This window comes from Streptomyces sp. NPDC000878, assembly GCF_053599695.1.
This window is the reverse complement of record NZ_JBSFMT010000002.1, coordinates 268,870-282,632: the sequence shown is the minus strand read 5'-3', so window position 1 is coordinate 282,632 and position 13,763 is coordinate 268,870. Positions and strand designations below refer to the sequence as shown.

The following is a 13,763-nucleotide window of genomic DNA, read 5'->3' as shown; positions in this document are numbered from 1 at the left end:
TGACGTACCGTCAGATGTGGAGGGTCACGGCATCTCCGCATACTGGTCGGCCGGGAACGTCTCTCCCGTCTGTTCGTCGACCACGTACCCGTCGTTGTCCGTACCGAAGAAGACGTCGCCGAGCGGCTCGAAGATCTGGCTGTACGTCACCATGAACCCGACGCAGAACACCACGACCACGCCCAGGAACCCGAGGACGCCGGCCAGGGCCAGTCCGTGCCGGACCGGGCTCGGGCGGTGTGCCGTGGCGTTGACCCGCTCGCCCTCGCTGTAGAAGACGGTGACGTAGTCGCCCTCGATGACCGTGCCCGGGCCGTGCGGTTCGTCGAAGCGGACGGTGCGGCCGTCGCGGGCGACGAACTCGTAGACGTGGTGCAGTGTCGTGTGCACGGAGGTGTCGCCGGAGCCGCCGCTCGTGGTCGTGTACGTCCGCAGGCAGCGCGCCTCGGCGGTCAGTCCGCTGTTCCAGGCGCGGCGCATCCGCAGCACCCGGCGGATCACGAACGTCGCCATCAGGACGGCCATCGCGATGATGAACGTCGGCCCCCCGTAGAACATCAAGTCCATAGTGGTTCCCCGTTTCTCGGTACTGCTCCCCGTACGCCTCACCTGGTCCTGTGGGCGTACGGGGAACGTACCCGTGGGGGGTCGGGGATTTACTCAAGGAATGCTCAGAACGTGACGTCCGAGCAGGCGTAGAAGGCGTTGGCCGTGTCCGCGATCGTCCACACCGCGACGATCACATGCCGGCCGCTGAGCCCGGACGGCACTGTGCCCGTGTGCGAGAGCGTGGACGGTGGGCGCTGGTTGTTGTAGGGGACCGTGAGGAACGGGGTGAGGTTGAGGTCCGAACGGGCGAGGGCGTGGTTCTGGTTCCAGCCCGACTTCGTGACGTAGTACTTGAAGTCGGTCGTGGCGTGCATGGCGGTGAACTGCCAGCGGAAGGTGTAGCTCTGACCGCCCGTCACCTTCGTCGCCGGCCAGGTGCCGCCGGACGGGGTCTTCGGCTGGTTGAGCGCGCCGAAGTTGGTGTGGTTGGCCGAGCAGATCTGACCGTCGGCGGGTCCGGCCGCCGGGAAGCCCTTGGGGCCCTCGACGCTCTGCGGCTCCCACTGGATGTCGCCGCAGCCCGTCACGGTGCCGTTCTGACAGAGCTTCTGCCTGCTGATGGGAAGGTCGGTGTAGCCGTGGCCGGTGGCGCCCCCGGTGGTGAGGACGAGGGCGCCGGTGGTGGCCAGGCCGACTACAGAGGCGTACACCTTGGTTTTCCTGGGATTCCTGGTCTTTTTGTGCATGCTGCCGCTCCTGCTGAACGTGGGGGAGGTTCATGTGAGGCGTGCAGGTCTAGACCAAGTCCCAGATTATTACCACCTCTTGAGCATGTCCAGACCAATCACGGCCCCGGCTCACTCCGCCCCGCGCAGAACGCGACCGTCAGGTCCTTCACCAGCGCCTTGCGTTCGTAGTCGTCCAGTTCGACCAGGCCCCGCATGGTCAGCCGGGTCACCGTGTCCTCCACCGAGTCGACGACCGAGGTGAGCGCGGCGGCCCGGTGCTGGGCGTCCAGGGCGGCGATACGGCGGCGGGTCATCGCGGCGGCGACCTCGGGGGCGTACTCGACCCGGACCGGCAGTACGGAGAACACCTCCAGGCCGACCGGCGCCGTGTCCGCCGCGACCACCCGGGTCAGCGCCTCCCCGGCCACCTCCATCGCCCGCCGGCCCGCGCCCGGCATCTCCACCGGCACCCGCACGAGCGCCGCCTCGACGCACTCGCGCAGATACGTCTCGTGGTCCTCGACGCCGAGCGTGGCCCGCGCGGTGTCCCGCACCCGCCACACCACCAGGACGACGACCCGCAGCGCGACCCCGCTCGCGTCGGCCGCCGGCATCGGCTCGCCGCGCCAGTGCCGCAGCCGTACGTCGACCCGGTTGCGCAGGAGCAGCGGGTTGACCCACAGCAGGCCGGTGCGCCGGACCGTTCCCCGGTAGCGGCCGAACAGGCCGAGCACCCAGGCCCGTCCGGTCCGCCCGCGCGCCAGCCCGCCGAAGCCGAACAGCCCGAGAGCGCCCGCTCCGGCGTACGCCGCCCACTGGGCGGGACCGGGACCGGCGCCCGCGTAGGTCGTCGGCAGCCGCAGCGCCTCCACCGCGAGGGGCGGCAGCGCGCCCGCCCACCAGGAGGTGAGCACGCCCCCGGCCACCCCGGTGACGCCGGCGAGCACGCCCACCGCGCCCGGCAGCACCCGCGCCGGGCGCTCCACCAGGTCGGGGTCGACCGCCGGAACCGCCGGGCGCGGTCTGGCCGGTGCGGGTCTGCGGACGCGCGGCTGCTCGCCCGTACCCTGTCTGCGGCCCACGACGGCCGGCCGCAGCGGCATCGACACCGGGTCGGGTTCGTCGCGGAACAGCAGGTGGACGGGGATCTCGGTGGTGGCCTCGTTCTGGATGAGCCGGGCGGGCCGGGGGCCGTGGGGGCCGTTGTCCGGGGGTCCCTCGGGTTCCGGTGTGTGTTCGGTCGTCGTACTCATTTGTGCCTCCAGCCTCCGCGCCAGATGCGTTTCATGCGTTGCTTCATGCGCTGCCGCATGCGTCGCCGCGTCACGACAGTGGTTACCGGCCAACCCCGTATATGCCGGGGCAGGTGTCACAAGGAGAAGAGGCGGCGCCAGGTCTCCGGGCCCGGGTAGCCGTCGGCCGCGCCGCCCCGCCAGCCCTGGGCGCGCTGGAAGGCCTGCACCGCGCGCCGGTCCGCCTCGCTCCAGCGGGTGCTGGGTTTGCTCGGGTAGTACCGGCCGTACCCCTTCTTCACCAGCTGTTTTCCGAGCTGGACGACGTACGGGCTGCTGGAGCCCGGCCGGAACACGCCCCGCCCGGGGAACACGGGGACCGCCTTGCCGGCGGCGGGCGGGCCGGGCGTGCCGACCGTCCCGGGGACCGGTTCCGGGGCCGCGGGAGCCGCGCCGCCCCCGACGATGTCCCGGCCTGTTCCGCTCACCAGCAGCGCCCAGGTGCGCGGGCCCGGGAGGCCGTCCGCCGCCGAGCCCTTCCAGCCCTGGGCCTGCTGGAAAGCCCTGGTCGCCCGGCGGTCCGCGTCCGACCAGCGCGGGCCGGGACCCGAGCTGTAGAAGCGGGAACCGCCGCGCTCCATGAGCATTCTGCCCAGTTGTGTGACGTACGTGTTGCTGGCGCCGGGGCCGAAGAACCCCGCACCCGGGAACCTGCTCGCCACGTCAGGGGCGGCGCCGGGCGCCGCGCCCGTCGTGCCGCCCGTGTCACCCGTACCCCCCGTACTCCCCGTACCGCCGGAGTCGCTCCCGTCTCCGGTGCCGCCGGTGTTCGCGGCGAGGCCCTTGTAGCGATAGGCCTGATAGCGGTCCGAGTGGCTCCAGTAGGCGTACGGAGTGGCCTGTCTGCGGGCGTGCGGGCGGGTCTCCTCGTAGGCGATGTAATAGGTGTGCGTGTAGTCCGTCCAGCCGCCGAAAATGACGACGTGCGAGCCCTTCTGGGGGTCCGACGGATTGTGGAACAGGAGAATGTCGCCGGGTTGCAGATCCTCCTTGGGAATCCGCACGCCGTACTTGTCGAGGCTGCCCGTCCATTCGTTCCCGGCGAGATTCCAGGCCATGGAGACGAAGCCCGAGCAGTCCTGCCGGTAACCGTCTCCCCAGTACGCGCCCATGCTGTACGGGACCCGCGCCGCGACCCAGGTCCTGGCCCGGTTGATGATCTCCGCGCGGGTGGTCGCCCGGAGCTTGTCCGGGGTCGGTTTCCCGGTCGGGCCGTGCAGCGGGGCCTTGCCGCCCTGCGGGGTCTCGGGCTCGTCACCTGCGGGTACGCCCGGACGGTGGGGGGCGTGCGGGGCCGCCGCGGCCGGCAGGGCGTGGCCGGCGCCGAGCACGGTGGAGGCCGCCGCGGCCACGACGAGGGTCCGTCTGACCGCCGTACGGGCGGGTCCTGAACCCGTTCCCGAGACCGGTCCGGAATACGGTCCGACGCCCCTCCAGTGAACACATCCGGGGCATTCGCAGTCGCTCGCGGGATCGAATTCCTCGAATACCGGAGTCGCCATGCGATTCCCCTCACACTCCAGGCGATGACTTGCGCGCTTCTGCACGTCCGCAGTTTCTCAACTGTCACCCGCTGTCGCATGTTGACGGTCCGAATGATGTACAGGACCGATACGCGGACCGGGGCCGGTCCTGACCACTCGCCGGTGTCGGGTAGGGTTGCCGACGTCACCGCGCGCCGCTAGCTCAGTTGGTTAGAGCAGCTGACTCTTAATCAGCGGGTCCGGGGTTCGAGTCCCTGGCGGCGCACAGACACACGGCAGGCCCTCCGCTCAGGCGGGGGGCCTGTTCGCATCGCCTTGGATTCCGCACGGACCAAGGAGTCGATACGGAAACACTCCGGCACCATCCGTGCACATCCGGTCCCAACCACACCAACCGGACTCAACAGCCGTCACAATAAGCGCGTATGACCGGTAAACACCGTGTTTCGCATCTTGCGATCTTGCTGAACGGCGTAGAACCTTGGGTTTCAAGATGCTGCGGATACGCGGCAGTTGGGGGCGGACCGGTTGCACTGGCGCGGGGATGGGGCCCCGCCCATGAACAGATGCCGAGGGGGGCATCATGCAACCGGAAGGGCACTGTTCCATGTCTATAGAGTGTGGACGATGTGGCGGCAGTGGTCCATTGCTGATGCGTTTGTGAAGGCCGAGGGGGGCCCAGCAGGCGTTAGGAACCGACAGACACGCGGTGATCTGCGTGTGGGGGGTATGACTCATGACGTCGACGCCGACGGGCGCCCGGCATAACTTCGACGCGTCACAGACGACCCAGCTCAGGGTGCCGTCACATCAGACCGGCGGATTCCGCCGTATCAAGAAGACCCTGCCGAAGTACGACTACGAGCACTACAGCCGGCTGGCCGGGCCCCTCACACAACCTGACCCGAACAAGCCCTACACGGTCAAGTACCGATCCCTGCTCTCGCAGGAGCCGCACCGTGTCCGGGCCGCGCTGATGCTGGGCGCCGCACCGCTGCTCTCCGTCGTCCTGCTCGTCTGGCTGCTCCAGCCCGCGCACTGGACCGAACGCGACTATCCGGCCTACGACTTCCTGCCCGCGCTCGACATCGTGATGCTCGTGTCGATCGGTCTGATCGAGCTGTTCCGCTGCCTGAACGTGCTGTCGAACGCGCACGCCACCCTGGTCGCCCGCGACCCGGTCCCGGTGGTGCCCGAGACCGGCACGAGAGTCGCCTTCCTCACCTCCTTCGTGCCCGGCAAGGAGCCGCTGGACATGGTGACGAAGACGCTCGAAGCCGCGGTGCGGATCCGGCACCGCGGCCTCATGCATGTCTGGCTGCTGGACGAGGGCGACGACGCCGATGTGAAGGCGGTCTGCGAGCGCCTCGGCGTGCACCACTTCTCCCGCAAGGGCATCGCGAAGTGGAACATGCCCAAGGGCCCGCACCGCGCCAAGACCAAGCACGGCAACTACAACGCCTGGCTCGACGCGCACGGCGACGACTACGACTTCTTCGCCTCCGTCGACACCGACCACGTGCCGCTGCCCAACTACCTGGAGCGGATGCTCGGCTTCTTCCGCGACCCGAACATCGGCTTCGTCATCGGCCCGCAGGTGTACGGGAACTACGACAACTTCGTCACCAAGGCCGCCGAGTCGCAGCAGTTCCTCTTCCACGCGCTGATCCAGCGGGCCGGCAACCGCTACGGCTCGCCGATGTTCGTGGGGACCAGCAACGCCGTACGCATCAAGGCGCTGAAGCAGATCGGCGGGCTGTACGACTCGATCACCGAGGACATGGCGACCGGCTTCGAGATCCACCGCCACAGGAACCCGGCGACGGGCAAGAAGTGGCGCTCGGTCTACACGCCGGACGTGCTCGCGGTCGGTGAGGGTCCCAGTGCCTGGACGGACTTCTTCACCCAGCAGATGCGCTGGTCGCGGGGGACGTACGAGACGATCCTCACGCAGTACTGGAAGGGCTTCTACTCGCTGCCGCCGAGCAAGCTCTTCAACTACACGATGATGATCATCTTCTACCCGATGTCCGCCCTCAACTGGATCCTGGCGGCGCTGAGCTGTGCGCTGTTCCTGGGCCTGGGCGCCTCGGGCGTGAACATCGACCCGACCGTGTGGCTGATGCTCTACGGCAACGCCTCGGCGCTGCAGATCGGCCTGTACATCTGGAACCGCCGGCACAACGTCTCCCCGCACGAGCCCGAGGGCTCCGGCGGTGTGGCGGGCATGGTCATGTCGGCACTGTCCGCACCGCTCTACGCGAAGGCCCTGATCGACTCGGCGCTGCGGCGCAAGAGCAAGTTCGTGGTCACGCCCAAGGGCGACTCGGCGAGCCCGGACCGCTGGTTCGGGACGTTCCGCTACCACTGGTACTTCATCCTGATCTTCGGCGGCTCGATCGGCGCCGGTTTCGCCTTCGGGCACTCGCACCCGGCGATGATCATCTGGGCGACGTTCGCGACGACGATCACCGCGACGCCGATCTTCGTCTGGCGGCACATGCTGCGCCAGGAGAAGAAGAAGCTCGCCGCCCGACCGGCCGAGCCGCAGGATGCCGCGCCCTCGCCGCAGCCGTTCGTGCCGTCCCAGCCGACGTCACAGGCGCCACACTCATCGCACGCCCCACACGCCCCCCACTCCACCCATGCGCCGCAGCACAAGCCCCAGTGGGCCGCATCCGGCGGGACGGGCGGGGGCAGCGTAGGGAGCGAGGGCAACGACCAGACCATGCAGATCGCCCTTGGTGGACTTGGGGGACGTAAGGAATGAAAGACCGTGCAGGCCACCGCCGCGCCCGTCGTCTCGCGATAGGCACGGCGGTGGTCCTCGCGTTGGCGGGGATGAACGGGCCGTGGGTCTACCGCTTCAGTAACGAGAAATACCACGACTACAAGATCAACAGACCGGAGTACAAGGCCGAGAACGGCAAGTGGGAGGTGGTGAACTTCCCGGAGGAGTACCGGCAGAACACCATCCACGCGGCCCTGCTGCACACCGGCAAGGTGCTGCTCGTCGCGGGCTCCGGCAACAACGCGGACAACTTCGACGCGAAGAAGTTCGACACCCGTATCTGGGACCCGGTCAAGGGCACGATCAAGAAGATCCCGACCCCTGCCGACCTGTTCTGCACCGGCCACACGCAGTTGTCCAACGGCAACCTGCTGATCGCGGGCGGCACGAAGCGGTACGAGAAGCTGAAGGGTGACGTCACCAAGGCCGGTGGCCTGATGGTGGTGCACAACGAGAACCCGGACAAGCCGATCACCCTGCCCGCGGGCACCAAGTTCACCGGCAAGGAGAACGGCAAGACGTTCGTGTCGAAGGACCCGGTCGTCGTCGAGCGGGCGACGAAGGTCTTCGACAAGGCGACGGGCCAGTTCCTGCGCAACGACCCGGGGCTCGGCCGGATCTACGTCGAGGCGCAGAAGAAGGGCGCCAAGTACGAGACCGGTACACAGGACAACTACCGCGTGCAGGGCCTGTCGGGCGCCGACTCCCGCAACACGTACGGCATCGCCGAGAAGATCGCCCTGGACAAGAAGGACTTCCAGGGCATCCGGGACGCCTACGAGTTCGACCCGGTCGCCGAGAAGTACATCAAGGTCGACCCGATGAACGAGGCCCGCTGGTACCCGACGCTCACCACCATGTCGGACGGCAAGATCCTCAGCCTCTCCGGCCTGGACGAGATCGGCCAGCTGGTGCCGGGCAAGAACGAGATGTACGACCCGAAGACCAAGAAGTGGACGTACACCAACGGCATCATGCAGTTCCCGACGTACCCGGCGATCTCCCTGATGCAGAACGGCAAGATGTTCTACTCGGGCGCGAACGCCGGCTACGGCCCGGCCGACAAGGGCCGTGACCCCGGCATCTGGGACGTGGCGACCAACAAGTTCACCAAGCTCAAGGGGCTGAGCGACGCCAACATGCTGGAGACCGCCGGCACGGTGCTGCTGCCGCCCGCGCAGGACGAGAAGTACATGGTGATCGGGGGCGGCGGGGTCGGCGAGTCGGAGCTGTCGAGCAAGAAGACCCGGCTGATCAACCTCCTCGCGCCCGACCCGAGCTTCACGGACGGCCCGTCCCTGGAGAAGGGCACGCGCTATCCGCAGTACTCGATCCTCCCGGACGACACGGTCCTGATCTCGGGCGGCTCGGAGGACTACCGGGGCCGTGGCGCCTCCAACATCCTCCAGGCCCATATGTACGACGCGAAGACCGGCAAGCTGGACAGGGTCGCCGATCCGCTGGTGGGCCGGAACTACCACTCGGGGTCGATCCTGCTGCCCGACGGCCGTGTGATGTTCTTCGGCTCGGACTCGCTGTACGCGGACAAGGCCAACACCAAGCCGGGCAAGTTCGAGCAGCGCATCGAGATCTACACGCCGCCGTACCTGTACCGCGACGCGCAGCCCTCGCTGACGGGGGGTCCGCAGACGATCGCCCGCGGCGCGTCCGGGACGTTCACGTCCCAGCACGCGGCCACGATCAAGTCGGCCCGCCTGATCCGCCCGAGCGCCTCGACGCACGTCACGGACGTCGACCAGCGGTCCATCGCCCTGGACCTGAAGAAGACGAAGGACAGCATCACGGTGACGGTCCCGAAGAACCGGAATCTGGTGGAGTCGGGGTGGTACATGCTGTTCGTGACGGATGACCAGGGGACGCCCAGTAAGGCGCAGTGGGTCAAGGTGCCTTGATCCAGGGGGTGGTGGTGGTGCGTTGTCGGCTGCGGGTGCGTCGTGGCTGGTCGCGCCCACGCGGCGGTAGCCGCAAATTCGATACAGCCCCGCGCCCCTAGGTGAGTTCTCGGCGCCCCTTGTTCAGAGGGGGCGCCGATCGTTTTTAGGGGCGCGGGGAACTGCGCGACCAGCCCCCACCGGCCCGCAGCCGACAACACACCGCCACCCCCAGCCCCTTAGTCGGGCCCAGGCACACACGGCAGCCGCACCGTGAACACCGCCCCGCTGCCAGGCGTACTCGCAACGGAGACAGTCCCCCCGTGCGCTTCGACAAACTGCCGCACGATGGACAGCCCGAGCCCACTACCCCCCGTACGCCTGCTGCGCGACTTCTCCGCGCGCCAGAACCGTTCGAAGACCTGGGGCAGGTCTTCAGGGGCGATCCCGGCCCCCGTGTCGCGCACGGTCAGGACCGCCTCGTCCGCCGTCTGCCGCGCGCCAAGCGTGACCGTACCCCCCGCCGGAGTGTGCCTCAGCGCGTTGGAGACAAGGTTGCCCAACACCTGCCGCATACGCACCGGGTCGGCGTCGATCCAGAGCCCGGGATCGGCATCCGCCCCCAGATACACAGCCCCCGCTTCGGCGCGGCTGCGATGCGCGGCGGCGACCTGGCCGAGCAACTCGTCCGCGGCCAGCGGCTCCCGGTGCAGCCGCAGGGTGCCGGCGTCGCCCGCGGAGAGGTCGCGCAGGTCGTCGATGATGTACTGGAGTTGCAGCGCCTCGTCGTGCAGGGAGGCGATGAGGCCGGGGTCGGGGTCGAGCAGTCCGTCGCGGGTGACTTCGAGCCACCCGCGGATATTGGTCAGCGGGGTGCGCAGTTCGTGGGCGATGTCGCTGACCATGGCCTTGCGCTGGGCCTCCAGCTGTTCCCGGCGCGCGGTCAGGTCGTTGAAGGCGGCGGCCAGGAAGCCCGTCTCGTCCTTGGTCGTGACGGCGACCCGTGCGTGCTGCTCGGGCGGCTGCCGGGCGGCGACGGTCAGGGCGCGCAGGGGGCGGACGAGCCGGACGGCGACGAGGGCGGTCAGCGCGATCGTGACGGCCAGGACAAGACCGGAGACTCCGACGATCTTGGCCTTGTTGGCGGGTGAGAGGTCGAAGCCCGACCGCTGTTGCTCGCGGTCGCCGAGGTAGAGGGTCGCCGGTGGGGCGACGTAGGGGTCGAGCTGGGTGCGGCGCGCCGTGTCGAGACAGTTCTGCGTCTGCTCGTCGACGACCGTCCTGTCGGACATCCCGGGAACGACGTCGTCGCCGAACAGTGCCTGCAAAGCGGGGTCCACCCTGGGCGGCTGCTCGAAGTCACCCTGGAGGCAGCCGGACATCAGCTTCCTGAGGGCCACCAGCGCCGTGCGCTCGCTGGGCATCACCGCCTTGTCCGTCTCGTCGGCGCACCGCGAGAACCCGGACTCCGGGCCGTCGTCGGTGATGACCACCGTACGGCCGCTGGGCATCCGGCTGGTACGGCCACTGCCGCCGAACGTGACCAGGCACTTCACCCGCCGCTGCGCCACCCTGCTCACCTGCTCCGCCTCGGCGCGGGACAGCCGAAAGGGCCCCACCGCCCGCGGGTCGATGCCGGCGAGCTGGGCACCGGGCTCGGTGTAGGTGTCCGTACGCAGCGGGTCGACGGTGGCCGAGGCGCGGGCGGGCAGCGCGGTGCCGGCTGCGGCGGAGTCGGCGATGAGCCGTCCGCCCGATGTGGTCAGGGCGATACGCCGGTCCAGGGTGCGCGACAGTGTGTGCACGGTGGACGCGATGCCGTCCCAGTCGGGATGGGCCGCGGCGTAGCCGCTGAGCCGGCGCAGGATGTCGGAGTCGTCGGAGAGCACCTGACCGCGTTCCTCCTGGATGGCCCGGGTGGTGAGCTGCACGGCCAGCCACGCGGTGGCGCCGACGGACAGTACGGCGATCGCCACGGAGGTGAGCAGCAGCCGTACCAGCAGACTCTTGTGCCAGGGGATGCGGGGAGCGGGCGTAACGCCGTCCGGGCGGGTCATGCGGGACCCTTTCCGTCTACGAGCTTGTAGCCGACCCCGAACACCGTCAGCAGCCGTGCGGGGGTGCGCGGGTCGGGCTCGATCTTCTTGCGCAGGTTGAGGATGTGCATGTCGATCGCGCGCTCGGTGGAGGCCCGGTCGTGACCGCGGGTGTGTTCCAGCAACTGGCGGCGCGAGAAGACCCGTTCGGGCTCGGCGACCATGGCGTTCAGGATGGCGAACTCACCCGGGGTGCAGCCGATCTCCGCGCCGTCGCAGGTGACCTCGTGCCGTACGGGATCGACCGTGATGCCCCCGACACGCAGTACGGGGGAGTCCTCGACGGGGTGCAGGGTGCGGCGCAGCACGATGCGGATGCGGGCCAGCAGCTCGCGGGGACTGTACGGCTTCGTCATGTAGTCGTCGGCGCCGAGGTCGAGGCCGAGCAGCAGATCGTCCTCGGCGGAGCGGGCCGTGAGCATCAGCACCGGGATGTCCGCGTCCCGGCGCAGCACACGGCAGACGCCGAAGCCGTCGAGGCCCGGCAGCATGACATCGAGGATCACCAGGTCGGGCCGGTGGTTGCGGGCCTCGTCGAGAGCGGCCCGTCCGTCGGAGACGACGACGGCCGTATGGCCTTCCCTGACCAGGAGCCGGCGGATCAACTCGGCCTGCATACCGTCGTCTTCGGCGACCAGAATATTTGCGCACACGCAGGTGACCTTAGGTGTGCAGAGGCGTCGTCAGCACGGTGGACGGCCCTCCTGCGGTCCTTCCCACACCCTGACCACTTCCTGATATCCGCACTCCACGCTGGCCCCATGCACAGCGGAGAATCCATACATCCCACGGGCCCGCCCCGCCGCGTCCCGCCCCGCCGCGTCCTCCCGGCCCGGTCCGCCCTGGTACTGCTGTCCGTCTCGGTGTGCCTGCTGGCCGGCTGCGCCACCGGGGCGTCGGACGCGAAGAACCCCGCCGGGGACCCGGTGAAGACGCCCGTGCGGGCCGCCGGGGCGGCGACGGGGCCCCGGCTGGACCTGCACGCCACCGACGGGCAGGAGCATGTCCCGGTCACCACCGGCGGCCGGGTCACGGCCGAAGGGGGCACGATCACCGAGGTGTCCCTGTCCACCGGGGACGGCCAGGCGGTGCCGGGTGAACGGTCCCAGGACAGGAGGAGCTGGGCTCCCTCGGCCGAACTGAAGCACGGGACGGCCTACCGGCTGACCGCAGAGGCCACCGGCGCCGACGGCCGACGGGTGAGCAGGACCGTGAAGTTCAGGACCCTTGCCGAGGCCGACCGGTTCACCGGCACGTACATCCCGGAGAACGGCTCCACGGTGGGCGTGGGCATGCCGGTCTCGTTCACCTTCGACAGAGCGATCACCGACAGGAAGGCCGTCGAGTCCGCCGTCGAGGTCGGTTCCGACAGCGGGCAGACCGTCGTGGGCCACTGGTTCGGCGGGCAGCGCCTCGACTTCCGGCCACGAGAGTACTGGAAGCCGAACTCGACGGTCACCGTCAGGATCCGCCTCGCCGGAGTGAAGGGGGCCGCCGACGCGTACGGCGAACAGGACCGGACGCTCCGGTTCAAGGTCGGGCGCGGTCAGGTCTCCACCGTGGACGCCGCCGCGCACACCATGAAGGTCGTCCGGGACGGCACCACCGTAAGGAACATACCGATCACCGCGGGCGCCGCCTCGTCGCCCACCTGGAACGGGCGGATGGTCATCTCCGAGAAGCTGATCTCGACGCGCATGAACGGCGCCACGGTCGGTTTCGCCGGCCAGTACAACATCCCCGACGTCCCGCACGCGATGCGGCTGTCCACCTCGGGCACCTTCATCCACGGCAACTACTGGGGGGACGACTCCGTCTTCGGCCGGTCCAACATCAGCCACGGCTGTGTGGGGCTCAACGACGCCAAGGGCGGCGGCGACTCCGGGCAGGACGCCGCATGGTTCTACGACAACTCCCTCATCGGCGACGTCGTCGTGGTGAAGAACTCCGACGACAAGGTGATCGCCCCCGACAACGGACTCAACGGCTGGAACATGCCGTGGAGCGAGTGGACGGCGGGGTCGGCGCGATGAGGCATGCGATACGGCACGAGACACGGCATGTGGTGAGGCCTCCGGGGAGGGAACTCGTCTCCGCCGTGGGCTCCCGTCTGCCGGTTCCCGCCGCGGTCCTGGCCCTGACCCTCGCCCTCGCCGGGTGCGGCGGCCCCGGCGCCGGGACGGCGGCGGGGGGCGTCCCCTCGGCCGCTGCCGCCGGTGCGCGGGATGTCCGGGCTGTCGCGCCCGGCACGGCCGACGCCGGATCCGGGCCGGGCGCGGCCGGCGAAAGGGGCACGGACACCCCGGCCCCGAGCGCTTCCGCGCCGGCCGGCCTGCCGGGCCTCGGCCCCCGGACGCTCGCCGAGATCCCCGACAACGCCCGGCAGGTCCTCGTCGTCACCGGGAAGGCCAAGAACTCCCCGAAGTCGCAGGTGGTGCTGTACCGGCGCACCGACGACAGCGGCTGGACCGCCGGGCGGACCTGGGACGCCCACAACGCGCTCAAGGGCTGGACCGACGACCATCACGCGGGCGATCTGCACTCACCCGTCGGTGTGTTCACCCTCAGCGACGCGGGCGGACTCCTCCCCGACCCGGGCACGAAGCTCCCCTACGACCAGTCCGGCAGCTTCACCATCGGCGGCACCGGATTCGAGGGCGAGCCGCTCGCCGGCTCCTTCGACTACGTGGTCGCGATCGACTACAACCGCCGGCCGGGCACGTCCCCGCTCGACTGGACCCGCCCGCTGGGCGCGGACCGAGGCGGCGGCATCTGGCTGCACGTCGACCACGGGGGACCCACCCACGGCTGCGTGAGCCTGACGGAGCAGCACATGAAGGAACTGCTGCGCACGCTCGACCCGGCGCTGCACCCGGTGGTCGTGATGGGGGACCGCACGTCCCTCGAACGGTGACGACCGGGTCTCGCCCG

The 13,763-nt window shown here is 69.4% G+C and carries 10 protein-coding genes and 1 tRNA gene; 5 read left to right on the top strand and 6 right to left on the bottom strand.

Going from position 1 to position 13,763, the window contains the following annotated elements; all coding sequences use genetic code 11:
• Positions 1-24: 24 nt before the first annotated feature.
• The 4 genes from ACWDR4_RS03005 to ACWDR4_RS02990 form a co-directional block, all read right to left on the bottom strand.
• Positions 25-567: a hypothetical protein gene (locus ACWDR4_RS03005; RefSeq protein ID WP_450403091.1), complete on the bottom strand. Its 543-nt coding sequence runs from the start codon at positions 565-567 to the stop codon at positions 25-27.
• A 104-nt stretch (positions 568-671) separates the two neighbouring features.
• Entirely contained in the window at positions 672-1,295 is a 624-nt protein-coding gene (locus ACWDR4_RS03000; protein ID WP_450403089.1) for a lytic polysaccharide monooxygenase auxiliary activity family 9 protein, read from the bottom strand.
• A gap of 98 nt (positions 1,296-1,393) precedes the next feature.
• The gene (locus ACWDR4_RS02995; protein WP_450403087.1) at positions 1,394-2,530 is read right to left on the bottom strand and encodes an SPFH domain-containing protein; all 1,137 of its coding nucleotides are present in this window, start codon (positions 2,528-2,530) and stop codon (positions 1,394-1,396) included.
• Positions 2,531-2,646: 116 nt separating this feature from the next.
• The gene (locus tag ACWDR4_RS02990) at positions 2,647-4,071 is read right to left on the bottom strand and encodes a peptidoglycan-binding protein (protein WP_450403084.1); all 1,425 of its coding nucleotides are present in this window, start codon (positions 4,069-4,071) and stop codon (positions 2,647-2,649) included.
• Between the two features lie 173 nt (positions 4,072-4,244).
• Here ACWDR4_RS02990 and ACWDR4_RS02985 point away from each other — a divergent pair.
• From ACWDR4_RS02985 to ACWDR4_RS02975, 3 genes are all read left to right on the top strand, one after another.
• Positions 4,245-4,318, top strand: a tRNA-Lys gene (locus tag ACWDR4_RS02985).
• A 471-nt stretch (positions 4,319-4,789) separates the two neighbouring features.
• Positions 4,790-6,823, top strand: a complete 2,034-nt coding sequence (locus ACWDR4_RS02980) for a glycosyltransferase family 2 protein (RefSeq protein ID WP_450403082.1) — start codon at positions 4,790-4,792, stop codon at positions 6,821-6,823.
• Positions 6,820-8,757, top strand: a complete 1,938-nt coding sequence (locus ACWDR4_RS02975; protein ID WP_450403080.1) for a galactose oxidase-like domain-containing protein — start codon at positions 6,820-6,822, stop codon at positions 8,755-8,757. Before ACWDR4_RS02980 ends, ACWDR4_RS02975 begins: the two co-directional genes overlap by 4 nt.
• 218 nt (positions 8,758-8,975) lie before the next feature.
• Here the strand turns inward: ACWDR4_RS02975 and ACWDR4_RS02970 are convergent, their stop codons facing one another.
• A complete protein-coding gene (locus ACWDR4_RS02970) occupies positions 8,976-10,793 on the bottom strand; it encodes a sensor histidine kinase (protein ID WP_450403078.1) in 1,818 nt (605 codons plus the stop codon).
• Positions 10,790-11,485 carry a response regulator gene (locus ACWDR4_RS02965; RefSeq protein ID WP_450403075.1) on the bottom strand — a complete coding sequence of 232 codons (696 nt, stop codon included), beginning with the start codon at positions 11,483-11,485 and terminating at the stop codon, positions 10,790-10,792. Before ACWDR4_RS02965 ends, ACWDR4_RS02970 begins: the two co-directional genes overlap by 4 nt.
• A gap of 108 nt (positions 11,486-11,593) precedes the next feature.
• On the opposite strand from ACWDR4_RS02965, the gene ACWDR4_RS02960 reads away from it, so the two are divergent.
• Both ACWDR4_RS02960 and ACWDR4_RS02955 read left to right on the top strand, forming a co-directional pair.
• The gene (locus tag ACWDR4_RS02960) at positions 11,594-12,865 is read left to right on the top strand and encodes a L,D-transpeptidase (RefSeq protein ID WP_450403073.1); all 1,272 of its coding nucleotides are present in this window, start codon (positions 11,594-11,596) and stop codon (positions 12,863-12,865) included.
• Complete coding sequence (locus ACWDR4_RS02955; RefSeq protein WP_450403355.1) at positions 12,862-13,746, top strand: L,D-transpeptidase family protein; 885 nt, start codon at positions 12,862-12,864, stop codon at positions 13,744-13,746. The genes ACWDR4_RS02960 and ACWDR4_RS02955 overlap by 4 nt, the downstream gene beginning before the upstream one ends.
• The last annotated feature ends 17 nt before the right edge of the window (positions 13,747-13,763 follow it).

Excerpts from the sequence above, each read along its gene's own strand:
- ACWDR4_RS02980 (WP_450403082.1), top strand. The coding sequence starts at position 4,790 with ATGACGTCGACGCCGACGGGCGCCCGGCATAACTTCGACGCGTCACAG.
- ACWDR4_RS02960 (WP_450403073.1), top strand. The coding sequence starts at position 11,594 with ATGCACAGCGGAGAATCCATACATCCCACGGGCCCGCCCCGCCGCGTC.
- ACWDR4_RS02995 (WP_450403087.1), bottom strand. The coding sequence starts at position 2,530 with ATGAGTACGACGACCGAACACACACCGGAACCCGAGGGACCCCCGGAC.
- ACWDR4_RS02990 (WP_450403084.1), bottom strand. The coding sequence starts at position 4,071 with ATGGCGACTCCGGTATTCGAGGAATTCGATCCCGCGAGCGACTGCGAA.
- ACWDR4_RS02970 (WP_450403078.1), bottom strand. The coding sequence starts at position 10,793 with ATGACCCGCCCGGACGGCGTTACGCCCGCTCCCCGCATCCCCTGGCAC.
- ACWDR4_RS02975 (WP_450403080.1), top strand. The coding sequence starts at position 6,820 with ATGAAAGACCGTGCAGGCCACCGCCGCGCCCGTCGTCTCGCGATAGGC.
- ACWDR4_RS02955 (WP_450403355.1), top strand. The coding sequence starts at position 12,862 with ATGAGGCATGCGATACGGCACGAGACACGGCATGTGGTGAGGCCTCCG.
- ACWDR4_RS03005 (WP_450403091.1), bottom strand. The coding sequence starts at position 567 with ATGGACTTGATGTTCTACGGGGGGCCGACGTTCATCATCGCGATGGCC.
- ACWDR4_RS03000 (WP_450403089.1), bottom strand. The coding sequence starts at position 1,295 with ATGCACAAAAAGACCAGGAATCCCAGGAAAACCAAGGTGTACGCCTCT.